Consider the following 23,759-nt stretch of genomic DNA (forward strand, 5'->3'; position numbering starts at 1 on the left):
GGGTGCCCGCGAAGGTTTCATGCAGATTCGCCGGAAATCTCCCACGACAGAAGTCACTTGTTCTGAACCCTACGCCGGAGCCAAGGGTCCAGAACAGATGGCAATACCCGTTCGGGCGGTCTAGCTTGAGTGGTCTGGCCCAGCCCGCCAGACGACTGCCCGCCGATTGCCCCGCCTGGCAAGAAGGGCCGCCGACCGTGGTTCAGCGGCGATGGATCAGGACGTTCGCGCCCTCCCTCGCCCCGTATCGCCAGTGCGCCGCGGCCCCGGCCGCGCCGCCGAACACGAGCAGAATCCAAGCCTGAGGAGAATGTCATGCCCGCAGTGGATAGCCTGAACAGCCTGCGCACCCTCGAGGTCGCCGGCAAGACCTATCACTACTACAGCCTGCCCGACGCGGCGAAGAGCCTGGGAGACCTCGGCAAGCTGCCCATGTCCCTGAAAGTCCTGCTGGAAAACCTGTTGCGCTGGGAAGACGGCAACACCGTTACCGGCGACGACCTCAAGGCCCTGGCCGGCTGGCTGAAGACCCGCAGCTCCGAGCGCGAGATCCAGTACCGCCCCGCCCGCGTGCTGATGCAGGACTTCACCGGGGTGCCCGCGGTAGTCGACCTCGCCGCCATGCGCGACGCCATGGCCAAGGCCGGCGGCGACCCGCAGAAGATCAATCCGCTGTCCCCTGTCGACCTTGTCATCGACCACTCGGTGATGGTGGACAAGTTCGCCAGCCAGTCCGCCTTCGCCCAGAACGTCGAGATAGAGATGGAGCGCAACGGCGAACGTTACGCCTTCCTGCGCTGGGGGCAGAACGCCTTCGACAACTTCCGCGTGGTGCCGCCGGGCACCGGCATCTGCCACCAGGTCAACCTGGAATACCTGGGGCGCACCGTGTGGACCAAGGATGAGGACGGCCGCACCTACGCCTTCCCCGACACCCTGGTCGGCACCGACTCGCACACCACCATGATCAACGGCCTGGGCGTGCTCGGCTGGGGCGTGGGCGGTATCGAGGCGGAAGCGGCCATGCTCGGCCAGCCGGTGTCGATGCTGATTCCCGAGGTCATCGGCTTCAAGCTCACCGGCAAGCTGAAGGAAGGCATCACCGCCACCGACCTGGTGCTGACCGTTACCCAGATGCTGCGCAAGAAAGGCGTTGTAGGAAAGTTCGTCGAATTCTACGGGGACGGCCTCGCCGACCTGCCGCTGGCGGACCGCGCCACCATCGCCAACATGGCGCCCGAATACGGCGCCACGTGCGGCTTCTTCCCGGTGGACGAGATCACCCTGGGTTACCTGCGCCTGTCCGGCCGGCCGGAAGCCACCGTGCAACTGGTGGAGGCCTACAGCAAGGCGCAAGGCCTGTGGCGCGAGAAAGTCCACGAGCCGGTATTCACCGACTCCCTGCAACTGGACATGGGCGACGTCGAAGCCAGCCTCGCCGGCCCCAAGCGCCCGCAGGACCGCGTTGCCCTCGGCCACGTCAGCCAGGCCTTCGATGACTTCCTCGGCCTGCAGATCAAGCCCGCCGCCACCGAGGAAGGCCGCCTGCTCAGCGAGGGCGGCGGTGGCGCTGCCGTCGGCTCGGCGGAGTCCACCGGGGAAGCCGACTACCACTACGAAGGCCAGACCCACCGGCTGAAGAACGGCGCCGTGGTGATCGCCGCCATCACCTCCTGCACCAACACCTCCAACCCCAGCGTGATGATGGCCGCCGGCCTGCTGGCGAAGAAGGCGCTGGAAAAAGGCCTGCAGCGCAAGCCCTGGGTGAAGAGTTCCCTGGCCCCCGGCTCCAAGGTGGTCACCGACTACTTCCACGCCGCCGGCCTGACCCGTTACCTGGACGAACTGGGCTTCGATCTGGTCGGCTATGGCTGCACCACCTGCATCGGCAACTCCGGCCCGCTGCTGGAGCCCATCGAGAAGGCCATCCAGCAGGCCGACCTGACCGTCGCCTCGGTGCTCTCGGGCAACCGCAACTTCGAAGGACGTGTGCACCCGCTGGTGAAAACCAACTGGCTGGCGTCGCCGCCCCTGGTGGTCGCCTATGCCCTCGCCGGCACCGTGCGCATCGACCTGACTAAAGAACCGCTGGGCACCGGCAGGGATGGTCAGCCGGTGTATCTGAAGGACATCTGGCCGACCCAGCAGGAAATCGCCGACGCCGTTCAGAAAGTCGACACGAAAATGTTCCACAAGGAGTACGCCGAAGTCTTCCAGGGCGATGAGAAGTGGCGTGCGATCCAGGTGCCGGACGCCAAGACCTACACCTGGCAGGACGATTCCACCTACATCCAGCATCCGCCGTTCTTCGAACACATCGCCGAGGCACCGCCGCAGGTGGCAGACATCCGTGGCGCGAAGATCCTCGCCCTACTGGGCGACTCGGTGACCACCGACCACATCTCCCCCGCCGGCAACATCAAGAAGGACAGCCCCGCCGGGCGCTACCTCAGCGAGCATGGCGTGGCCTACGCCGACTTCAACTCCTACGGCTCGCGCCGTGGGAATCATGAGGTGATGATGCGCGGCACCTTCGCCAACATCCGCATCAAGAACGAGATGCTGGGCGGCGAGGAAGGCGGCAATACCCTCTATGTACCCACCGGGGAAAAGCTGGCGATCTACGATGCCGCCATGCGCTACCAGCAGGACGGCACGCCCCTGGTGATCGTCGCCGGCAAGGAGTACGGCACCGGCTCGTCCCGCGACTGGGCGGCCAAGGGCACCAACCTGCTGGGCGTGAAAGCGGTGATCGCCGAGAGCTTCGAACGCATCCACCGTTCCAACCTGGTGGGCATGGGCGTGTTGCCGCTGCAGTTCAAGGAGGGCCAGGACCGCAAGGCCCTGAAGCTGAGCGGCAAGGAAGTGCTGAGTATCAGCGGCCTGTCGGGCGAGCTGAAGCCGCACATGCCCCTCACGGTCGCAGTGCAACGCGAGGACGGCAGCCAGGACAGCTTCGAGGTGCTCTGCCGCATCGATACCCAGAACGAAGTCGAGTACTTCAAGGCCGGCGGCATCCTTCACTACGTGCTGCGCAGCCTGATCTAGAGCGCTCCGGCGGCCCGCAACGGGCCGCCCTCTTCGACTTTCGCAAGGCTTCCGGTGACTCATGGCGATAGGCTATCGTCAGCCTACCGGCGTCACTCTTCTGTCATTTTTCTGTGATCGCTATCAAATTTTCGATCTGGCGGCCGATACGCTGGACAGACGTTCCAATTCGCCTTTCTCCAGGATTCCAGCCTGATGCGCAACAACCAGCCGATCACCCAGCGTGAACGCACCTTCCCCGCCGAACAGCGGCTGATCTCCACCACCGACGCACGAGGCGTGATCAGCTACGTCAACGATGCCTTCAGCGCCATCAGCGGCTTCTCCCACGAGGAGTTGGTGGGCTCGCCGCACAACCTGGTGCGCCATCCCGACGTGCCGCCGGCGGTCTTCGCGCACATGTGGACGACGCTGAAGAAGGGTCGACCGTGGATGGGTATCGTCAAGAACCGCTGCAAGAGCGGCGATCACTACTGGGTCAGCGCCTACGTCACGCCCATTTATGAACGCAACGAGATCGTCGGCTACGAGTCGGTGCGGGTGAAACCCAGCGCCGAACAGGTCCGCCGCGCCGAGGCGCTGTATGCGCGGATCAACGCCGGCAAGTCGGCTGTTCCGACCCGTGACCGCTGGTTGCCGGTGTTGCTGGACTGGCTGCCGTTCATCCTGATCGGCCAGATCGGTTTCCTCATCGGCGCCTGGCTCAATTCGCACTGGGGCTTCCTGCTCGCGGCCCTGCTGTCGATCCCGCTGGGCCTGGCCGGATTGGGCTGGCAGCAGCGCGGTCTCAAGCGCCTGCTGCGCCTGGCCGAGCAGACCACCTCCGACCCGCTGATCGCGCAAATGTACACCGACAGCCGCGGCGCCCAGGCACGCCTGGAAATGTCCATTCTCAGCCAGGAAGCACGACTGAAAACCTGTCTGACTCGTCTGCAGGACACCGCCGAAACCCTCACCGAGCAGGCTCGCGAAGCCGACTCCCTGGCCCATCACAGCTCCGCCGGCCTGGACCGTCAGCGCCAGGAGACCGAGCAGGTGGCTACCGCGGTCAACCAGATGGCCGCCACCACGCAGGAAGTGGCCGACAACGTACAACGTACCGCCGACGCTACCCGCCAGGCCAACGACCTGACCACCGAAGGTCGGCAGATCGCCGCGGAAACCCGCGAAGCCATGCAGCGCCTGTCCAGCTCCGTGGGCGAAACCGGCGAAGCAGTCAGCCAACTGGCCCGTGACAGCGAGCAGATCGGCGGCGTGGTGGATGTGATCAAGGGCATCGCCGACCAGACCAACCTGCTGGCGCTCAATGCCGCCATCGAGGCGGCGCGCGCCGGCGAGATGGGCCGCGGTTTCGCCGTGGTGGCCGACGAAGTGCGCCAGCTGGCCCAGCGTACCGCCGAGTCCACCGGGCAGATTCACCAGCTCATCGCCAACCTGCAGAACACCGCCACCGAGGCGGTACGCGCCATGGATTCCGGCCGCCGCCAGGCCGACGAGGGCGTGGAGCGCGTGCTGCAGGCGGACAACGCCCTGGTGGGCATCAGCGATGCGGTGGCCAACATTACCGAAATGACCACCCAGATCGCCGCCGCCGCGGAAGAACAGAGCGCGGTGGCCGAGGAGATCAACCGCAACATCAGCACCATCGCCAACCTGGCCGATCAGACCTCCGGCGAGGCCCAGCGCACTGCCCTGCTCAGCGAAGAACTGACACAGACCGCGCAGCGACAGTATTCGCTGGTGGAGCGTTTCAACCGCTGATCCAGAGACCACCTGTAGGAGCGAGCTTGCTCGCGAACGAACTGGCCGGCAGCCGCAATGGCGGATAACGCCTGAAGCGTTATTCGCCCTACGCCTCGTCTCGACCGGGTAAGGTTCGCGAGCAAGCTCGCTCCTACAAGGTTCAGGCCGGCAGCGTTCGAGCGGGTTACTTGAAATCCCACTGCATCTGAGCCGGGATGCTGACGTCCCGCGAGGAATGCACGCACACATCCACGTAATCGGTGAAGCGCGGCGGCGCGGCGATGCCTTCATCCAGCAGGCGTTGGTTGTCGAACAGGTAGTTGAGGTCGGCAAAGCCGCTGTACAGGCGCAGCGCGCGCAGCACCAGGCGCGGGTTGGCCTTGCCGATGCGGCTCTCGAAGCTGCCGGCCAGCTCCCGCAGATCTTCGCTGCTGACCTTGCGGTAGCGCTCGCCGACAGGCGCTTCGCCGCGGGCGTCCGCATAGGCGCGGTCGATCTCGCCGAAGGTGCAGGACGAACCGTGGCCGGCGGAGATGTGGTAGAGGCTGTGGCTCAGCGTAGGCTTCAGCGCCAGGGCAACCAGCGCTTCGGCGCAGTAGTCCACCGGGATCACGTCGATCTGCTCGTCCAGCCCGCAGGTGAAGCTCTCCAGGGCAAAGCCCATGCGGAACACCCAGAAGATGCTGCCGGAAGCGCGGCAACCCAGCTCGCGATGCCCGACCACGATGGACGGTCGCGCCACCACCAGCGGCAATGACGGCAACTCTTCGCGCATGCGCCGTTCGATCTCGGCCTTGGAAGCGGTGTAGTCGACCAATTGCTCTTCGCTATCGGGAAAATCCCAGGACTCGCGCACCGGCGACTCGCGTTGCGGCCCGCAGCACATGGCGGTGCCGACGTGAAGGAAACGCTTGAGGTTGCGCGACTGGCTGAGCAGCCGGGCGAAGGCGAAGGTGCCCTCGACGTTCACCGGCCAGATGTTCGGGTTCTTCGAGAAGGAGGCCACTGCTGCGCAGTTGATCACCTGTTCCACGCGCATCAGGCGTGCGCGCTCACCCTGCATCCACGCGGTGTCCAGCAGGTCGCCGCACAGGATCTGGCTTTCCTCCAGGGACTCCAGCGCGGACTCGGGCACGCTGTGCAGGCGCAAGTTGTCGCATAGCCGCTCCAGCCCCTCGGCGGGTGACACGGCCCGCACCAGGAACAGCAGCGCCGCCGTGTGACCGCCGGCCATCAGGTGGGCGGCGACGGCGCCGCCCAGGAAGCCGGTGGCGCCAGTCAACAGCAGGCTGTGCGCGGCGCCGGAGGTGAATCGGGGGGAATGGGTGGCAGTGCGTTCAGCGTAATCGGTGTTCATGGCAGCTCAGGGCCTATCGTCTGGAAACGGGGCGTCGGCTGTGGGGAGCCGACGCCGGCGAGGATAGGAACCCCTGCCTTAAGGGCCGATTAGCGCAATAGAAAGGCTTCGATTCTTGCCGCGGTGCTGTCCAGGTGCTGCTCATGGGTCAGCCCGGACGCCTTGAGCGGCTTGAGGTCGTGGTCGGCCGCCGCCAGCCACTGCAACTGGATGGCCGGCGACAACGCGTAGCCGTCGACCGTCGGCCGGTCTCCCAGCGCATCCCGCTCGCCCTGGGCGATCAGCGTCGGTGTCTTCAGCTCGGCGAGGTGGGCCACCCGGGGTTTCTCCGGTTTGCCGGCGGCATAGAACGGGTAGCCCAGGCAGACCAGTGCATCGGCGCCCAGCTCATCGGCCAGCAGGCTGGCCATCCGCCCGCCCATGGACTTGCCGCCGATGGCCAGTGTGCCGGGTACCTCGGCACGCACCTGCGCGTAGACCTGCCGCCAGCACTCCAGCAATTGCTTCTGCGGATTGGGCGGACGGCGCTTCCCGTCCTCCCGGCGCATCGCCATGTAGGGGAACTCGAAGCGAACCACCGAGATCCCTCGTTCGGCCAGCCGCGCGGCGATGCCGTCCATGAACGGGCTGTCCATCGGCGCACCGGCGCCATGCGCCAGAACCAGCGTGGGTGACAGTTCGCGCCGTGCCGGGTTCCTCAGCAGCGACAAAGGGCCGCACGCGCCCGCGACAGGGGTCTCAGGCGCCAATTGATCCGAATCAATATTCCGGGAAGTGCCTTTATCCATCCTTCACTCCGCTAATTCCGAATTAGTACCTATCCCAAGGGGGAGGGGCGGCATACGCCGTAAGCCGTAAAAAACCTGCCGGGAAGGGCATTGCCCAAACCGTGGATGGAAGCCCATAAATGAGCACAACCAATCAGACCGCTTATAACTATAAGGTGGTCCGCCAGTTCGCCATTATGACAGTGGTGTGGGGGATCGTCGGCATGGCCGTCGGTGTCCTGATCGCCGCGCAACTGGTGTGGCCAGAACTCAACCTCGGCCTACCGTGGACGAGCTTCGGGCGCCTGCGCCCGCTGCATACCAATGCGGTGATCTTCGCCTTCGGCGGCTGCGCACTGTTCGCCACCAGCTATTACTCGGTGCAGCGTACCTGCCAGACCCGCCTGTTCTCCGACGCGCTCGCTTCCTTCACCTTCTGGGGTTGGCAGCTGGTGATCCTGTGTGCCGCCATCACCCTGCCGCTGGGCATGACCTCCTCCAAGGAGTACGCCGAGCTGGAGTGGCCGATCGACATCCTGATCACCATCGTCTGGGTTTCCTACGCCATCGTCTTCTTCGGCACGCTGCTGAAGCGCAAGACCAAGCACATCTATGTGGGCAACTGGTTCTTCGGCGCCTTCATCCTGACCGTGGCGATCCTGCACGTGGTCAACAACATGGAAATCCCGGTCAGCCTGACCAAGTCCTACTCGCTGTACTCGGGCGCCACCGACGCCATGATCCAGTGGTGGTACGGCCACAACGCCGTGGGCTTCTTCCTGACCGCCGGCTTCCTGGGGATGATGTACTACTTCGTACCCAAGCAGGCTGAGCGTCCGGTCTACTCCTACCGCCTGTCCATCGTGCACTTCTGGGCGCTGATCGCCGTCTACATCTGGGCTGGTCCGCACCACCTGCACTACACCGCCCTGCCGGACTGGGCTCAGTCCCTGGGCATGGTGATGTCCCTTATCCTGCTGGCTCCGAGCTGGGGCGGCATGATCAACGGCATGATGACCCTCTCCGGCGCCTGGCATAAGCTGCGCACCGACCCGATCCTGCGCTTCCTGGTGGTATCCCTGGCCTTCTACGGCATGTCCACCTTCGAAGGCCCGATGATGGCCATCAAGACCGTCAACGCCCTCTCCCACTACACCGACTGGACCATCGGCCACGTACACGCCGGCGCTCTGGGCTGGGTCGCCATGGTGTCCATCGGTTCCCTGTACCACCTGATTCCGAAGGTCTTCGGCCGCGAGCAGATGCACAGCGTGGGTCTGATCAACACCCACTTCTGGCTGGCCACCATCGGTACCGTTCTGTACATCGCCTCCATGTGGGTCAACGGCATCACCCAGGGCCTGATGTGGCGCGCAGTGAACGCCGACGGCACCCTCACCTACTCCTTCGTCGAAGCCCTGGCCGCCGGCCACCCCGGCTTCATCGTGCGGATGATCGGTGGCGCCATCTTCCTGCTCGGCATGCTGGTCATGGCTTACAACGTATGGCGCACCGTAGCGGACGCGAAGCCGGCGGAAATGCACGCCGCGGCGCAGATGGCCTGAGGAGACCGACATGAAACACGAAATACTCGAGAAAAACGTCGGCCTGCTGGCCCTGTGCATGGCGGTCGCCGTGAGCATCGGCGGCCTGACCCAGATCGTTCCGCTGTTCTTCCAGGACGTCACCAACACCCCGGTGGAAGGCATGAAGCCCTACACCGCCCTGCAACTGGAAGGCCGTGACGTGTACATCCGCGAGGGTTGCGTCGGCTGCCACTCGCAAATGATCCGTCCGTTCCGCGCTGAAACCGAGCGCTACGGCCACTACTCCGTCGCCGGCGAAAGCGTCTGGGACCACCCGTTCCTGTGGGGCTCCAAGCGTACCGGTCCGGACCTGGCCCGCGTCGGTGGCCGCTACTCGGACGACTGGCACCGCGCGCACCTGTACAACCCGCGCAACGTGGTGCCGGAGTCGAAGATGCCCGCCTACCCCTGGCTGGTCGAGAACAAGCTCGATGGCAAGGACACGGCGAAGAAACTGGAAGTGATGCGTGTCATGGGCGTGCCCTACACGGACGACGACATCGCTGGCGCCAGCGACGCCGTCAAGGGGAAGACCGAAATGGACGCGGTGGTCGCGTACCTGCAGGTCCTCGGCACCTCCATCAAGAACAAGCGGTGACAGCATGGATATCGGGACCATTCGCGGTATCGGCACCGTCATCGTGATGGTGGCCTTCGTCGGCGTACTGCTCTGGGCTTACGGCGGCAAACGCAAGGAGCGCTTCGACGACGATGCGCTGCTGCCCTTCGCGGATGACCCGGTGGCCAAGCGGCACGCTGAGAAAGAGCAAGCTTCTAGGAGCAACAACGCATGACTACCTTCTGGAGTCTGTACATCACCGTTCTAACAGTCGGCTCGCTGATCGCCCTGCTGTGGCTGGTATTCGCCACCCGCAGCGGGCAATCCTCGAACACCACTGACCAGACCATGGGTCACGCCTTCGACGGCATCGAAGAGTATGACAACCCGCTGCCCAAGTGGTGGTTCATGCTGTTCGTCGGCACCATCATCTTCGCTGCCGGCTACCTGGCCCTCTACCCCGGCCTGGGCAACTGGAAAGGCGTCCTGCCCGGCTACGATGGCGGCTGGACCCAGGCCAAGCAGTGGGAGCGCGAAGAAGCGCTGGCCCAGGAAAAATACGGCCCGATCTTCGCGAAGTATGCTGCCATGTCCGTGGAAGAAGTGGCGAAAGACCCGCAAGCCATGAAAATGGGCGAGCGTCTTTTCGCAACCTACTGCTCCATCTGCCACGGTTCCGACGCCAAGGGCGCCCAGGGCTTCCCGAACCTGACCGACGAAGACTGGCGCTGGGGCGGTACCGCCAAGGACATCGAGACCACCATCCTCGGTGGCCGCCATGCCGCCATGCCGGCCTGGGGCGAAGTGCTGGGCGACAAGGGCGTGCAGGATGTGGCCGCTTTCGTCACCACCAAACTGGATGGCCGCCAGTTGCCCGAAGGTGTGACCGCCGAAAACGTCGACAACGGCAGCAAAGTCTTCGCCACCACCTGCGTTGCCTGCCACGGTCCGGAAGGCAAGGGCAACCCGCTGATGGGCGCACCTGACCTGACTCACCCGGCCGCCTTCATCTACGGTTCCAGCTACGCGCAACTGCAACAGACCATCCGTCACGGCCGCCAGGGCCAGATGCCGGCGCAGGAGCAGTACCTAGGCAAAGACAAAGTGCGCATCCTCGCCGCCTACATCTACAACATTTCCGGCCAGGCGAAGTAACTTCCCTCCCCCAACTCGCGCCCCCTCGGGGCGCGAGTTTCTTCTCTCCGCAATATCGCGACGAAGTGTCGCACCCTCTCTAGCTCCTTTCTTCACACCCTTTCAGATCACGTCTAAGCTGGATTCCATTCGCAAACCGGCCATACGACTAACCTGACCCACTTCCCAGGTTGGTCCGTGCGACCCGAAAAAGGCGGCAAACAGCGGCGCAAAGCGCTTCGGAGCAGGCGGCAAACAGGCCATACGCCAAGTCTCGGCGCGTTGCAATGGCTAGTTGCTTTCTACATACTTGCCGCCGTTTTTTTGTCCATAAAATCCAAAAACCGTGGAACCTTAGAATGAGCACAGCAATCAGTCCGACTGCTTATAACTATAAGGTCGTCCGCCAGTTCGCCATCATGACGGTGGTCTGGGGGATACTTGGAATGGGGCTCGGTGTTTACATCGCCTCACAGTTGGTTTGGCCCCAGTTGAACCTGGACCTGCCCTGGACCAGTTTCGGCCGCCTCCGTCCGCTGCACACCAACCTGGTGATTTTCGCCTTCGGCGGCTGTGCTCTCTTCGCAACTTCCTACTACGTCGTACAGCGCACCTGTCAGACCCGTCTGGTTTCTGACAGCCTCGCGGCCTTCACCTTCTGGGGTTGGCAAGCGGTGATCGTGCTGGCCGGCATTACCCTGCCGCTGGGCTACACCTCCTCCAAGGAGTACGCCGAGCTGGAATGGCCGATCGACATCCTGCTGGCCGTCGTCTGGGTAACCTACGCCCTGGTGTTCTTCGGCACCGTGATGAAGCGCAAAACCAAGCACATCTACGTGGGCAACTGGTTCTACGGCGCGTTCATCCTGGTCACCGCCATGCTGCACATCGTCAACAGCATGGAAATCCCGGTTACCGCCTTCAAGTCCTACTCGATCTACGCCGGCGCGACCGACGCGATGATCCAGTGGTGGTATGGCCACAACGCCGTAGGCTTCTTCCTGACCACCGGCTTCCTGGGGATGATGTATTACTTCGTACCCAAGCAGGCCGAGCGTCCGATCTACTCCTACCGCCTGTCCATCGTGCACTTCTGGGCGCTGATCACCCTGTACATCTGGGCCGGTCCGCACCACCTGCACTACACCGCCCTGCCGGACTGGGCCCAGTCCCTGGGCATGGTGATGTCCCTGATCCTGCTGGCTCCGAGCTGGGGCGGCATGATCAACGGCATGATGACCCTGTCCGGCGCCTGGCATAAGCTGCGCACCGACCCGATCCTGCGCTTCCTGGTGGTGTCCCTGGCCTTCTACGGCATGTCCACCTTCGAAGGCCCGATGATGGCCATCAAGACCGTCAACTCCCTGTCGCACTACACCGACTGGACCATCGGCCACGTACACGCCGGCGCTCTGGGCTGGGTAGCGATGATCTCCATCGGCTCCCTGTACCACCTGATTCCGAAGGTCTTCGGTCGCGAGCAGATGCACAGTGTTGGCCTGATCAACGCGCACTTCTGGCTGGCGACCATCGGTACCGTGCTGTACATCGCCTCCATGTGGGTCAACGGCATCACCCAAGGCCTGATGTGGCGTGCAATCAACGCCGACGGCACCCTCACCTACTCCTTCGTGGAAGCCCTGCAGGCCAGCCACCCGGGCTTCATCGTCCGTGCACTGGGCGGCGCCTTCTTCGCCTCCGGCATGCTGCTGATGGCCTACAACACCTTCCGTACTGTGCGCGGTTTCAAACAGGCTGACGCCGATGCCGCTGCCCAGATCCCCGCTGTAGGAGCTCACTGATGAAGCACGAAGTAGTCGAGAAGAACATCGGCCTTCTGGCCTTCTTCATGGTCATTGCGGTGAGCATCGGCGGTCTGACCCAGATCGTTCCGCTGTTCTTCCAGGACGTCACCAACAAGCCGGTCGAAGGCATGAAGCCGCGCACCGCGCTGGAGCTGGAAGGCCGTGACATCTACATCCGCGAAGGCTGCGTAGGCTGCCACTCGCAGATGGTCCGTCCGTTCCGCGCCGAGACCGAGCGCTACGGCCACTACTCCGTCGCCGGCGAAAGCGTCTGGGACCACCCGTTCCTGTGGGGTTCCAAGCGTACCGGCCCGGACCTGGCCCGCGTTGGCGGCCGCTACTCCGACGACTGGCACCGCGCGCACCTGTACAACCCGCGCAACGTGGTGCCGGAATCGAAGATGCCCTCCTACCCCTGGCTGGTGGAGAACAAGCTCGACGGCAAGGACACGGCGAAGAAAATGGAAGCCCTGCGTACGCTGGGCGTGCCCTACACCGACGACGACATCGCCGGTGCCCGTGACGCCGTCAAAGGCAAGACCGAGATGGACGCTGTCGTCGCCTACCTGCAAGGCCTCGGCACCATCATCAAGAGCAAACGGTGACAGTGATGGATATCGGGACCATTCGTGGTATCGGCACGGTAGTAGTGATGGTCGCCTTCGTTGGCGTCCTGCTCTGGGCCTATGGCGGCAAACGCAAGGAGCGCTTCGACGAAGACGCCCTGCTGCCCTTCGCGGATGACCCGGTCGCCAAAAAGCACGTCGAGCAAGAGCAAGCTTCTAGGAGCAACAAAGAATGACAACCTTCTGGAGTCTGTACGTCACCGTACTTACCCTGGGCACCATCTTCGCCCTGGCGTGGCTGCTGTTCGCCACCCGTCGCGGTCAGCGCAACGAAGCCACCGATGAAACCGTCGGCCATGCCTTCGATGGCATCGAGGAGTACGACAACCCGCTGCCCAAGTGGTGGTTCATGCTGTTCGTAGCCACCTTCATCTTCGCCCTCGCCTACCTCGCCCTGTACCCGGGCCTGGGCAACTGGAAGGGCCTGCTGCCGGGCTACCAGGACAAGGCCGAATTCGCCAACGGCGAAAAAGGCTGGACTGGTGTGCACCAGTGGGAAAAGGAAATGGCCAAGGCCGATGAGAAATACGGCCCGCTGTACGCCAAGTTCGGCGCCATGCCGATCGAAGACGTGGCCAAGGACGAGCAGGCCCTGAAAATGGGTAACCGCCTGTTCGCGTCCAACTGCTCCGTCTGCCACGGCTCCGACGCCAAGGGTGCCCACGGCTTCCCGAACCTGACCGACGAAGACTGGCGCTGGGGCGGCGAGCCGAAAGACATCATCGCCACCATCGAAGGCGGCCGCCACGCGGCCATGCCGGCCTGGGGCGAAGTCATCGGCGACCAGGGCGTTCACGACGTGGCTGCCTTCGTCACCACCAAGCTGGACGGCCGCAAGCTGCCCGAAGGCGTGACTGACGAACAGGTCGCCAACGGCCAGAAGATCTTCTCCACCAACTGCGTGGCTTGCCATGGCCCCGAAGGCAAAGGGACCGCCGCCATGGGCGCGCCGAACCTGACCCACCCGGCCGCGTTCATCTACGGCTCGAGCTTCGCTCAGCTGCAGCAGACCATCCGCTACGGCCGTCAGGGCCAGATGCCGGCTCAGCTGGAACGTCTGGGCAAAGACCAGGTGCACCTGCTCGCTGCCTACGTATACAGCCTGTCCCACGGCGAAGGTGCGAAGAGCGCGGAATAATCCTTCACGCTCCTACACCAACAGCAACACCCAGCGGCGCCGGTTTCTACACCGGCGCCGCTCTATTTCTGGGTCCATAATTCCTTGCGCGACCAACTGTCGCACCGTTGCAACACTGGCCACGCCGTATCATTGTTAGGCGTGCAAGCATATTTCTGACCCTCTCGGCATGTATCGACAGGGCGCCCTCCCGCTGCCGTGGAATGCACTGATGAGCAAACAGATTCCGGTCCAGGACGTCACTCCGCCCACCAAGGGCAAGGGTGAAAGCGTCGACCTTTATGCCTCCCGGGAAAAGATCTACACCCGAGCCTTCACCGGTTTCTTCAGAAACCTCCGAATGGTCGGAGGCGCCCTCCTCTTCCTCCTCTACTTCGGCACCGTCTGGCTGACCTGGAACGGTCGCCAGGCGGTCCTCTGGGACCTGCCCGAGCGCAAGTTCTACATCTTTGGCGCCACCTTCTGGCCGCAGGACTTCATCCTCCTCTCGGGCCTGCTGATCGTCTGCGCCTTCGGCCTGTTCTTCATCACGGTATTCGCCGGCCGTGTCTGGTGCGGCTACACCTGCCCGCAAAGCGTCTGGACGTGGATCTTCATGTGGTGCGAGAAAGTCACCGAAGGTGACCGCAACCAGCGCATGAAGCTCGACAAGGCGCCCATGAGCGGCAACAAGCTCCTGCGCAAGATCGCCAAGCACAGCCTGTGGCTGTTGATCGGCCTGGTCACCGGCCTGACCTTCGTCGGCTACTTCGCGCCCATCCGCGACCTGCTCAGCGACCTCGTCACCGGCCAGGCCGACGGCTGGGCCTACTTCTGGGTCGGCTTCTTCACCCTCGCCACCTACGGCAACGCCGGCTGGCTGCGCGAGCAGGTGTGCATCTACATGTGCCCCTACGCACGCTTCCAGAGCGTGATGTTCGACAAGGACACCCTGATCGTCTCCTACGACCCGCGCCGCGGCGAGAAGCGCGGCCCGCGCAAGAAGTCGCTGGACTACAAGGCCCAGGGCCTGGGCGACTGCATCGACTGCACTATGTGCGTACAGGTCTGCCCGACCGGCATCGACATCCGCGACGGCCTGCAGATCGAGTGCATCGGCTGCGCCGCCTGCATCGACGCCTGCGACAGCATCATGGACAAGATGAACTACCCGCGCGGCCTGATCAGCTACACCACCGAACACAACCTGTCCGGGCAGAAGACTCATCTGGTGCGCCCGCGCCTGATCGGCTACGCCATCGCGCTGTGCATCATGATCGGCCTGCTGATCACCGCCGTGGTCATCCGCCCGCTGGTGGGCTTCGACGTCAGCAAGGACCGCGTGCTCTACCGCGAAAACGCCGAAGGACGCATCGAGAACGTGTACAGCCTGAAGATCATGAACAAGGATCAGAAGGACCACACCTACGTGCTCGGCGCCAAGGGCATGGACGGACTGATCCTGGAAGGCAAGAAGGAAATCTCGGTCGCCGCCGGCGACATCGTCAGCATGCCGGTGGAACTGTCCATCGATCCGGAGAAACTGCCCTCCACCACCAACGAAATCAGCTTCACCCTCCAGTCGGTGGACGACCCGTCGATCAGCAAGGAATCCACCAGCCGCTTCATCGGCCCGCGCGTTCGTTGAACCGCTGCTGAACGAATTGGCACCCCATGTTGCGCATGGGGTGCCAGTGCCGAGCGAAGCACGTAGAATTTGCCCGCCCCTTCACCGGGCAGCCCGCCTGGCGCGGCGCTGCCAGCGAGAGTAACGACAATGCAATCGGCCCTGAAAACGCCCGTGCAACCCTGGTACAAGCACCTCTGGCCGTGGATCATCATCGCCATGCTGGCCACCTCGGTTGCCCTGAGCCTGACGATGGTCAACATCGCCGTGAACAACCAGGACTCCCTGGTCAGCGACAACTATTACGAAGCCGGCAAGGGCATCAACCGCTCTCTGGACCGCGAGCACCTGGCCCAGCAGCTGAAGATGCAGGCGAAGATCAGTTTCGACGAACTGACCGGCGAAGTGGACCTGCGCCTGACCGGCGACAGCCGCCCGGCCACGCTGACCCTGAACCTGCTCTCCCCTACCCTGGAGTCCCAGGACAAGCACCTGGAAATGCGCGCCAGCCCCGCCGAGCCCGGCCGCTACACCGCCAGCCTGGATGCCGCCGTGAAAGGCCGCCGCTTCGTCGAACTGCTCGGCGAGGAGAACGGCAAGACCTGGCGTCTGTTCGAGGAAGAGAAAGTCGCCCCCGGCGGCGCCTTCGTCCTCGGCGACGAGCCCCTTAACGGAGACGAAGCCGAGCGCCCATGAGCGCCCCGCTGCTCTGTTACCACTGCGCGCTGCCGGTTCCTCCCGGCAGCCGATTCACCGCACAGGTTCTGGGCGAAGCCCGCGAATTCTGCTGCCCGGGCTGCCAGGCCGTGGCCGAGGCCATCGTCGCCGGCGGCCTGGAAGGCTATTACCGCCACCGCACCGAAGCCGCGCCCAATCCGGATGCCCTGCCCGAGCAACTGGCTGACGAGCTGAAGCTGTTCGACCGGCCCGACGTCCAGCAACCCTTCGTCCAGCACCAGGGCGACCTGGCCGAGACCACCCTGATCATGGAAGGCATCAGCTGCGCCGCCTGCGGCTGGCTGATCGAGAAACACCTCAAGGGCCTTCCCGCCATCGCCGAAGCCGGCCTCAACCTGTCCAACCACCGCCTGCACGTGCGCTGGTCCGACAGCGAACTGCCCCTGAGCGAACTGCTCGCGGAACTGCGCAGGATCGGCTACGCCGCCCACCCGTTCCAGCCCGACCGCGCCGCCGAGCAACTGCACCAGGAAAACCGCAAATCCCTGCGCCAGCTGGGCGTTGCAGGCCTGCTGTGGTTCCAGGCGATGATGGCGACCATGGCCACCTGGCCGGAATTCAATATCGACCTGAGCCCCGAGCTGCACGAGATCCTGCGCTGGGTGGCGATGTTCCTCACCACGCCCATCGTCTTCTATTCCTGCCAGCCGTTCTTCCGTGGCGCCGTGCGCGACCTGCGCACACGCCACCTGACCATGGACGTGTCGGTGTCCCTGGCCATCGGCGGCGCCTACCTGGCCGGCATCTGGACGGCCGTCACCGGCCATGGCGACCTGTACTTCGACGCCGTCGGCATGTTCGCCCTGTTCCTCCTCGCCGGCCGCTACCTCGAACGCCGCGCCCGCGAACGCACCGCTGCGGCCACCGCACAACTGGTCAACCTGCTGCCAGCCTCCTGCCTGCGGCTGGACGACAGCGGCCAGAGCAGCCGTGTGCTGCTCAGCGAACTGAGCGTTGGCGACCGCGTGCTGGTACAGCCCGGCGCGGTGATTCCCGCCGACGGCCTGATCCTCGACGGCCAGTCCAGCGTCGACGAATCCCTGTTGACCGGCGAATACCTGCCGCAGCCGCGCCAGAGCGGCGACAGCGTCACTGGCGGCACCCTCAACGTCGAGGGCCCGCTGACCGTGCAGGTCAAGGCGCTGGGCGGCGACAGCCGGCTGTCCGCCATCGTCCGCCTGCTGGAACGCGCGCAGTCGGACAAACCCCGCCTCGCCGAGCTCGCCGACAAAGCGGCGCAATGGTTCCTCATCGCCCTGCTGGTGCTCGCCGCCGTGGTCGGCCTGTTCTGGTGGCAGCACGACGCCTCCCGCGCTTTCTGGGTCGTCCTGGCGATGCTGGTGGCGACCTGCCCCTGCGCGCTGTCGCTGGCCACCCCAACCGCGCTGACCGCCGCCACCGGCAGCCTGCACAAGCTCGGCCTGCTGGTGACGCGCGGCCACGTGCTGGAAGGCCTGAACCACATCGACACGGTCATCTTCGACAAGACCGGCACCCTCACCGAAGGCCGCCTGACCCTGCGCGCCGTGCGGCCGCTGGGCGCCCTGGACAGCGATAGCTGCCTGGCGCTCGCCGCCGCGCTGGAGAACCGCTCCGAACACCCCATCGCCCGCGCCTTCGGCCGTGCGCCGCAGGCCGCCGAGAACGTCGAAAGCCACCCCGGCCTGGGCCTGGAAGGCCTGGTCGGCGACCGCCGGCTGCGCATCGGCGAACCGTCCTTCGTCTGCGCCTTAAGCGGCAGCGCCGCGCCGGAGCATCCCCAGGAACCCGGCCAGTGGCTGCTGCTGGGCGACGAGCGCAGCGCCCTCGCCTGGCTGGTGCTGGACGACCGCATCCGCGAAGACGCCGCCGACCTCCTCGACGCCTGCCGCGCCCGTGGGTGGCGCACACTGCTGCTGTCCGGCGACAGCTCGCCCATGGTCGGGCGTGTCGCCGCCGAGCTGGGTATCGACGACTGTCGTGGCGGCCTGCGCCCCGACGACAAGCTGGAAGTCCTGCGCCAGCTGCACCAGCAAGGCCACCGCGTGCTGATGCTGGGCGACGGCGTGAACGACGTACCGGTGCTGGCTGCCGCCGACATCAGCGTCGCCATGGGCTCGGCCACCGACCTGGCCAAGACCAGCGCCGATGCGGTGCTGTTATCCAACCGCCTGGAGAGCGTGGTGCAGGCCTTCACCCTGGCCCGCCGCACGCGCCGGGTGATCATCGAGAACCTGCTTTGGGCAGGGCTGTACAATGGCCTCATGTTGCCTTTCGCCGCCCTCGGCTGGATCACGCCCGTCTGGGCGGCGGTGGGCATGTCGATCAGCTCGCTGACCGTGGTGCTCAACGCCCTGCGCCTGACCTGGCTGCCCAGGGGCGTGGGCGCCCCGCCAGCGACCACCGCCCTGCCGGCCGCGCCCCACGCGGCGCAGGCGCTGCCACGGAGTTGAAATGCCTGCTCTCTACATCATGATCCCGGTTGCCGTGGTGATCGTCGGCATCTGCATCGCGATCTTCTTCTGGGCGGTGAACAGCGGCCAGTACGACGACATGGACGGCCCGGCCCACAGCATCCTGTTCGACGACGAAGATCCCAAGCACCAGGCTGGCATCGATGAAGCCGAAGGCGACGAGACCGCCCGCGCCAGCCAGCCGCAGGACCAGCGCGATGCCTGAACTGGCGCCCCTGCTGGCGTCTGCCGTGATCCTCGGCCTGCTCGGCGGGGGCCATTGCCTGGGCATGTGCGGCGGCCTGATGGGCGCGCTGACCATGGCCATCCCGCAGGAGCAACGCGGGCGCCGCCTGCGCCTGCTGCTGGCCTACAACCTCGGCCGCATCCTCAGCTACGCCTGCGCGGGCCTGCTGCTTGGCCTTGCCGGCTGGGCCGTGGCGCGTACGCCGTTCGCCTCCGCCTTGCGGGTGATCGCCGGCCTGCTGCTGATCGCCATGGGCCTCTACCTGGCCGGCTGGTGGAGCGGCCTGACCCGCATCGAAGCGCTCGGGCGCGGCCTGTGGAAGCACATCCAGCCCTTCGCCAGCCGCCTGCTGCCGGTGGCCACGCTGCCGCGCGCGCTGCTGCTGGGCGCGCTCTGGGGCTGGCTGCCCTGCGGCCTCGTCTACAGCACCCTGCTCTGGGCCACCAGCCAAGGCTCCGCGCTGGACAGCGCCCTGCTGATGCTCGCCTTCGGCCTCGGCACCTGGCCCGTGCTGCTGGCCACCGGTCTGGCCGCCGAGCGCATCACCGCCCTGCTGCGCAAACGCAGCGTGCGCATGGCGGGCGGCATCCTGGTGATCCTCTTCGGCCTGTGGACCCTCCCGGGCCCGCACCAGGCCTGGATCATGGGCCACGAGATGCACGCCAGCGCCGACATTCCCCACCATAAAGCCGCTTGATACAGGTCAACAGGCCACTATCGGACTCTCCCTAGACTGCGCAGGCAAAGCTCGCCACCGGGGAACATCGGCATGCTCGACAACATTCGCTGGGACGCAGATCTGATACGCCGATACGATCTGTCCGGCCCGCGCTATACCTCCTATCCCACAGCCGTGCAGTTCCACGAAGGCGTCGGACCCTTCGACCTGCTGCACGCGCTGCGTGATAGCCAGAAGGCCCAGCGGCCGCTCTCGCTCTACGTGCACGTCCCGTTCTGCGCGAACATCTGCTATTACTGCGCCTGCAACAAGGTCATCACCAAGGATCGTGGCCGCAGCGCCCCTTATCTTGCCCGCCTCATCCACGAAATCGAGATCGTCAGCCGCCACCTGGGTCGCGAGCAGCAAGTCGAGCAGCTGCATTTCGGCGGAGGTACCCCGACCTTCCTGAGCCCCGGCCAATTGCGCGAGCTGATGGCGCAACTGCGCACCCACTTCCATTTCGTCGAGGGCGACTTCGGCGACTATGGCATCGAAATCGACCCGCGCGAGGCCGACTGGTCCACCATGGGCCTGCTCCGCGAGCTGGGCTTCAACCGCGCCAGCATCGGTGTCCAGGACTTCAACCTGGACGTGCAGCAGGCCATCAACCGCCTGCAGAGCCTCGACGAAACCCGCGCCATCATCGACGCGGCGCGCACCCTGCAATTCCGCTCGATCAACATCGACCTGATCTACGGCCTGCCCCGGCAGACCCCGGACACCTTTGCCCGCACCGTGGAGCAGGTCATCGCCCTGCAGCCCAACCGGCTCTCCGTGTTCAACTATGCGCACCTGCCCGATCGCTTCCCGCCGCAGCGCCGGATCAGGGCGGAAGACCTGCCCTCCCCCGCGCAGAAACTGGAAATGCTGCAGCGCACCACCGAGCAGTTGGCGGCCGCCGGCTACCGCTACATCGGCATGGACCACTTCGCCCTGCCGGACGACGAACTCGCCATGGCCCAGGAAGACGGCACCCTACAGCGCAACTTCCAGGGCTATACCACCCATGGGCATTGCGACCTGGTGGGCCTGGGGGTTTCCGCGATCAGCCAGATCGGCGACCTCTACTGCCAGAACAGCAACGACATCGCCGATTATCAGAACACCCTCGACCAGGGCCAGCTCGCCACCCGCCGCGGCCTGCACTGCAACAAGGACGACCTGATCCGCCGGGCGGTGATCCAGCAACTGATCTGCCACTTCCAGCTGGACTTCGAAGACATCGAAGACCTCTACAACATCGACTTCCGCGGCTACTTCGCGGACATCTGGGACGACCTCGAACGCTTCGCCAGGGACGGGCTGATCACCCTAGGCTCGCGCGGCATTGACGTCAGTGCCGCCGGCCGGCTGCTGGTGCGGTCGCTGTGCATGCTGTTCGACCGCTACCTGCCGATGCAGAACCTGCAACGCTTCTCGCGGGTCATCTGACCCGCTTGCCGCGACAGACGGCACAGGGCCAACTGTCGCACCCATTGCAACAGGATATGTCGGTAAATTCTCATCCCTGAAACGGCCCTGAACCGGCCCTCTTCAGACGCACTTCGCCTCCCTCGACAAGCCTCGATATCTGCCCGCACAGCCGTCCAAGGGCCGATTCAGAGAGGTCGCCAACTGGCGCCATGGCCGCCGTCTGCGGTACCCTTGGTTTTTGTGTGCCATCCCATTCAAGGAACACTCATGGCCGAAACCATTAAAGTGCGCGCCCTGCCCCAGGCGCACTGCAAGGATTGCAGCCTGGCTCCGCTCTGCCTGCCCCTGTCGCTGAACACCGACGACATGGACGCCCTCGATGAGATCGTCAAGCGCGGCCGCCCCCTGAAGAAAGGAGAGTTCCTGTTCCGTCAGGGCGATGCGTTCGGCTCCGTCTTCGCCGTGCGCTCCGGCGCGCTGAAGACCTTCAGCATCACCGACGGCGGCGAAGAGCAGATCACCGGCTTCCACCTGCCCAGCGAACTGGTCGGCCTGTCCGGCATGGACACCGAGAGCTACCCCGTGTCAGCCCAGGCGCTGGAAACCACCTCGGTCTGCGAGATTCCCTTCGAACGCCTGGACGAGCTGTCCGAGCAGCTGCCGCAGCTGCGTCGCCAGTTGCTGCGAGTGATGAGCCGCGAAATCCGCGACGACCAGCAGATGATGATGCTGCTCTCGAAGAAGACTGCCGACGAGCGTATCGCCACGTTCCTGGTGAACCTCTCCGCGCGCTTCCGCGCCCGTGGCTTCTCGGCCCAGCAGTTCCGCCTGGCCATGTCGCGCAACGAGATCGGCAATTACCTCGGTCTGGCGGTGGAGACCGTTTCCCGCGTCTTCACCCGCTTCCAGCAGAACGGCCTGATCGCCGCCGAAGGCAAGGAAGTGCACATCCTCGATTCCATCGAACTGTGCGCCCTGGCCGGCGGCCAGCTGGAAAGCTGACAGACCTGGAAATCTGACCGACTGGTTGACTTTCCGGTCATCGAAAACGGGCTCGCCGATTGGCGGGCCCGTTATACTTTGGCCTCTGCAAAAACCGCATCAGGTGCACAGCCAGCATGATCCTCAACCCACTCGACCTGAAGTCCGTGATCCGTGCCGTTCCCGACTTTCCCAAGCCCGGCGTCATGTTCCGCGACATCACCCCGCTGTTCCAGTCGCCGCGAGCCCTGCGCTTCGTCGCCGACAGCTTCATCCAGCGCTACGTCGAGGCCGACTTCACCCACATTGGCGCCATGGATGCGCGCGGCTTCCTGATCGGTTCGATCATCGCCTATGAGCTGAACAAGCCCCTGGTGCTGTTCCGCAAGCGCGGCAAGCTGCCGGCCGACGTGCTGGCCCAGGCCTACGAAACCGAATATGGCGAAGCCCTGCTGGAGGTCCACGCCGACAGCCTCTGCGAAGGCGACAGCGTGCTGATCTTCGATGACCTGATCGCCACCGGCGGCACCCTGCTGGCTGCCGCGCAACTGGTGCGCCGCATGGGTGCCAGCGTGTTCGAGGCCGCCGCGATCATCGACCTGCCGGAGCTGGGCGGCTCGGCCAAGCTCAATGACGCGCAGATCCCCACCTACAGCCTGACTGCCTTCGCCCTCGACGAGCAGTAAAGAGCACTGGCATGGGAAAACGGGCGCCTCGGCGCCCGTTTTCGTTTCTGCGATCCGCATCAGATACCGCCCCATCCAATGGCTGGTCGGCACCCGCTTGGCCAGATTCGACCTGGCTACGGCCGGATTTGACCTGGCGATTGTCCGACAAGACTCCGAACATGACATCAACCGATGACACATTCTCAAGTGGCATCGCGAACTAACGACAGGGCTTGCCCAGGGTCGCTGCACCTGCCACGTGCCAGCCCCCATCCACCCGGCGCCCGCAGAACAACAAGGAGTTAGTCATGAACGCCAGTACCACGCCGATCCGCGCCAACTTCCCGGTCCGCCGCATGGATTTCAGCTTCAGCGAAACGCCGAAATACTGGTGGAACGGGCAACCCTTCATGACCCACTTCATGAATAACCTGTCCTCGCTGTTCCCCTACGGCGAGAAATTCTTCGTCGACAGCGTGCGCGCCGTGCGCGAACGCATCCAGGACCCGCAGCTGCAGAAGGACGTCAGCGCCTTCATCGGCCAGGAAGCCATGCATTCCAAGGAGCACGCGGCCTACAACGAGTACGCCGACGAACACGGCATCGACCTGGAAACCCTCGAGCTGCGCATCAAGGTGCTGTTGGAATCCATCAGCAAGGTCACCACCAAGAAGCATCAGCTGGCAATCACCTGCGCGCTGGAACACTTCACCGCGACCATGGCCGAGCAGTTGCTCAAGCGCGAAGACCTGAGCAGCCAGATGAAGTCGGACAAGATGTACAAGCTGTGGATGTGGCACGCCATCGAGGAGAACGAGCACAAGGCGGTGGCCTACGACGTCTACCAGCAGGTGTATGGCGGCTACTTCACCCGCACCGCGGTGATGCTGCTGACCACGGTGATCTTCCTCAGCGTCATCGCCGGCTTCCAGATCAACCTGCTGCGCCGCGACGGCCAGCTGTTCAACTGGCGCAGCTGGAAGCACGGCCTCGGCGTGCTGCTGCACCCGCGCCGCGGCTACTTCGTCGCGCTGATCCGCCCGTGGCTGGACTACTTCCGCCCCGGCTTCCACCCCTTCGACCACGACACCAAGGCGCTGGAAACCCGCTGGAAGCAAACGCTGGATTTCGCCGGCTGATCGCTAGGGTGCAAAGAAAACGCCAGGCAATCGCCTGGCGTTTTCATTCCA

At 64.6% G+C, this 23,759-nt stretch carries 21 protein-coding genes; 19 read left to right on the forward strand and 2 right to left on the reverse strand.

All coding sequences use genetic code 11. The features are described 5' to 3' along the window. Positions 1 to 315 precede the first annotated feature (315 nt). Both acnA and N0B71_RS25960 read left to right on the forward strand, forming a co-directional pair. A complete protein-coding gene (gene acnA, locus N0B71_RS25955; RefSeq protein WP_259755853.1) occupies positions 316 to 3,048 on the forward strand; it encodes an aconitate hydratase AcnA in 2,733 nt (910 codons plus the stop codon). A gap of 195 nt (positions 3,049 to 3,243) precedes the next feature. Then, positions 3,244 to 4,809: a methyl-accepting chemotaxis protein gene (locus N0B71_RS25960; protein ID WP_259755855.1), complete on the forward strand. Its 1,566-nt coding sequence runs from the start codon at positions 3,244 to 3,246 to the stop codon at positions 4,807 to 4,809. 166 nt (positions 4,810 to 4,975) lie between these two features. Here the strand turns inward: N0B71_RS25960 and cprA are convergent, their stop codons facing one another. Beyond that, the gene (gene cprA, locus N0B71_RS25965) at positions 4,976 to 6,148 is read right to left on the reverse strand and encodes a cationic peptide resistance protein CprA (protein ID WP_259755856.1); all 1,173 of its coding nucleotides are present in this window, start codon (positions 6,146 to 6,148) and stop codon (positions 4,976 to 4,978) included. An 89-nt stretch (positions 6,149 to 6,237) separates the two neighbouring features. Next, positions 6,238 to 6,936: an alpha/beta family hydrolase gene (locus N0B71_RS25970; RefSeq protein ID WP_259755857.1), complete on the reverse strand. Its 699-nt coding sequence runs from the start codon at positions 6,934 to 6,936 to the stop codon at positions 6,238 to 6,240. A 119-nt stretch (positions 6,937 to 7,055) separates the two neighbouring features. Between N0B71_RS25970 and ccoN (N0B71_RS25975) the strand changes: the two genes are divergently transcribed. The 17 genes from ccoN (N0B71_RS25975) to N0B71_RS26055 all read left to right on the forward strand — a co-directional run bounded on the left by ccoN (N0B71_RS25975) (position 7,056) and on the right by N0B71_RS26055 (position 23,708). Beyond that, positions 7,056 to 8,480: a cytochrome-c oxidase, cbb3-type subunit I gene (ccoN, locus tag N0B71_RS25975; protein WP_259755859.1), complete on the forward strand. Its 1,425-nt coding sequence runs from the start codon at positions 7,056 to 7,058 to the stop codon at positions 8,478 to 8,480. Positions 8,481 to 8,490: 10 nt separating this feature from the next. Further along, entirely contained in the window at positions 8,491 to 9,099 is a 609-nt protein-coding gene (gene ccoO / locus N0B71_RS25980; protein ID WP_259755860.1) for a cytochrome-c oxidase, cbb3-type subunit II, read from the forward strand. A 4-nt stretch (positions 9,100 to 9,103) separates the two neighbouring features. Continuing rightward, complete coding sequence (locus N0B71_RS25985; protein WP_259755862.1) at positions 9,104 to 9,295, forward strand: cbb3-type cytochrome oxidase subunit 3; 192 nt, start codon at positions 9,104 to 9,106, stop codon at positions 9,293 to 9,295. Beyond that, positions 9,292 to 10,215 carry a cytochrome-c oxidase, cbb3-type subunit III gene (gene ccoP / locus N0B71_RS25990; RefSeq protein WP_259755863.1) on the forward strand — a complete coding sequence of 308 codons (924 nt, stop codon included), beginning with the start codon at positions 9,292 to 9,294 and terminating at the stop codon, positions 10,213 to 10,215. The genes N0B71_RS25985 and ccoP (N0B71_RS25990) overlap by 4 nt, the downstream gene beginning before the upstream one ends. 338 nt (positions 10,216 to 10,553) lie before the next feature. Then, positions 10,554 to 11,996 carry a cytochrome-c oxidase, cbb3-type subunit I gene (gene ccoN, locus N0B71_RS25995; RefSeq protein WP_259755864.1) on the forward strand — a complete coding sequence of 481 codons (1,443 nt, stop codon included), beginning with the start codon at positions 10,554 to 10,556 and terminating at the stop codon, positions 11,994 to 11,996. Then, positions 11,996 to 12,604, forward strand: a complete 609-nt coding sequence (gene ccoO, locus N0B71_RS26000; RefSeq protein ID WP_243804958.1) for a cytochrome-c oxidase, cbb3-type subunit II — start codon at positions 11,996 to 11,998, stop codon at positions 12,602 to 12,604. Before ccoN (N0B71_RS25995) ends, ccoO (N0B71_RS26000) begins: the two co-directional genes overlap by 1 nt. A 5-nt stretch (positions 12,605 to 12,609) precedes the next feature. Then, positions 12,610 to 12,801, forward strand: coding sequence for a cbb3-type cytochrome oxidase subunit 3 (locus N0B71_RS26005; protein WP_024763940.1), 192 nt, complete (start codon positions 12,610 to 12,612; stop codon positions 12,799 to 12,801). Then, entirely contained in the window at positions 12,798 to 13,763 is a 966-nt protein-coding gene (gene ccoP, locus N0B71_RS26010; protein ID WP_259755866.1) for a cytochrome-c oxidase, cbb3-type subunit III, read from the forward strand. Before N0B71_RS26005 ends, ccoP (N0B71_RS26010) begins: the two co-directional genes overlap by 4 nt. Before the next feature lie 211 nt (positions 13,764 to 13,974). Next, a complete protein-coding gene (ccoG, locus tag N0B71_RS26015; protein ID WP_259755867.1) occupies positions 13,975 to 15,390 on the forward strand; it encodes a cytochrome c oxidase accessory protein CcoG in 1,416 nt (471 codons plus the stop codon). A 129-nt stretch (positions 15,391 to 15,519) separates the two neighbouring features. Further along, a complete protein-coding gene (locus N0B71_RS26020) occupies positions 15,520 to 16,065 on the forward strand; it encodes a FixH family protein (protein ID WP_259755868.1) in 546 nt (181 codons plus the stop codon). Beyond that, positions 16,062 to 18,539, forward strand: coding sequence for a heavy metal translocating P-type ATPase (locus tag N0B71_RS26025; RefSeq protein ID WP_259755869.1), 2,478 nt, complete (start codon positions 16,062 to 16,064; stop codon positions 18,537 to 18,539). The genes N0B71_RS26020 and N0B71_RS26025 overlap by 4 nt, the downstream gene beginning before the upstream one ends. Position 18,540: 1 nt before the next feature. Further along, on the forward strand, positions 18,541 to 18,765 hold the full coding sequence (gene ccoS / locus N0B71_RS26030) for a cbb3-type cytochrome oxidase assembly protein CcoS (RefSeq protein WP_259755870.1): 225 nt from the start codon (positions 18,541 to 18,543) through the stop codon (positions 18,763 to 18,765). Further along, positions 18,758 to 19,483, forward strand: a complete 726-nt coding sequence (locus tag N0B71_RS26035; protein WP_259755871.1) for a sulfite exporter TauE/SafE family protein — start codon at positions 18,758 to 18,760, stop codon at positions 19,481 to 19,483. The genes ccoS and N0B71_RS26035 overlap by 8 nt, the downstream gene beginning before the upstream one ends. Before the next feature lie 72 nt (positions 19,484 to 19,555). After that, on the forward strand, positions 19,556 to 20,938 hold the full coding sequence (gene hemN, locus N0B71_RS26040) for an oxygen-independent coproporphyrinogen III oxidase (RefSeq protein WP_259755872.1): 1,383 nt from the start codon (positions 19,556 to 19,558) through the stop codon (positions 20,936 to 20,938). Positions 20,939 to 21,187: 249 nt separating this feature from the next. After that, positions 21,188 to 21,922: a transcriptional regulator Anr gene (gene anr, locus N0B71_RS26045; RefSeq protein WP_259755873.1), complete on the forward strand. Its 735-nt coding sequence runs from the start codon at positions 21,188 to 21,190 to the stop codon at positions 21,920 to 21,922. Between the two features lie 116 nt (positions 21,923 to 22,038). After that, complete coding sequence (locus N0B71_RS26050) at positions 22,039 to 22,587, forward strand: adenine phosphoribosyltransferase (protein ID WP_259755875.1); 549 nt, start codon at positions 22,039 to 22,041, stop codon at positions 22,585 to 22,587. 290 nt (positions 22,588 to 22,877) lie between these two features. After that, positions 22,878 to 23,708, forward strand: coding sequence for a metal-dependent hydrolase (locus tag N0B71_RS26055; RefSeq protein ID WP_259755876.1), 831 nt, complete (start codon positions 22,878 to 22,880; stop codon positions 23,706 to 23,708). The last annotated feature ends 51 nt before the right edge of the window (positions 23,709 to 23,759 follow it).

Origin of the sequence: Pseudomonas sp. GCEP-101, from assembly GCF_025133575.1 — a bacterium.
In the GTDB taxonomy this organism is placed as follows: Bacteria; Pseudomonadota; Gammaproteobacteria; order Pseudomonadales; family Pseudomonadaceae; genus Pseudomonas; species Pseudomonas nitroreducens_B.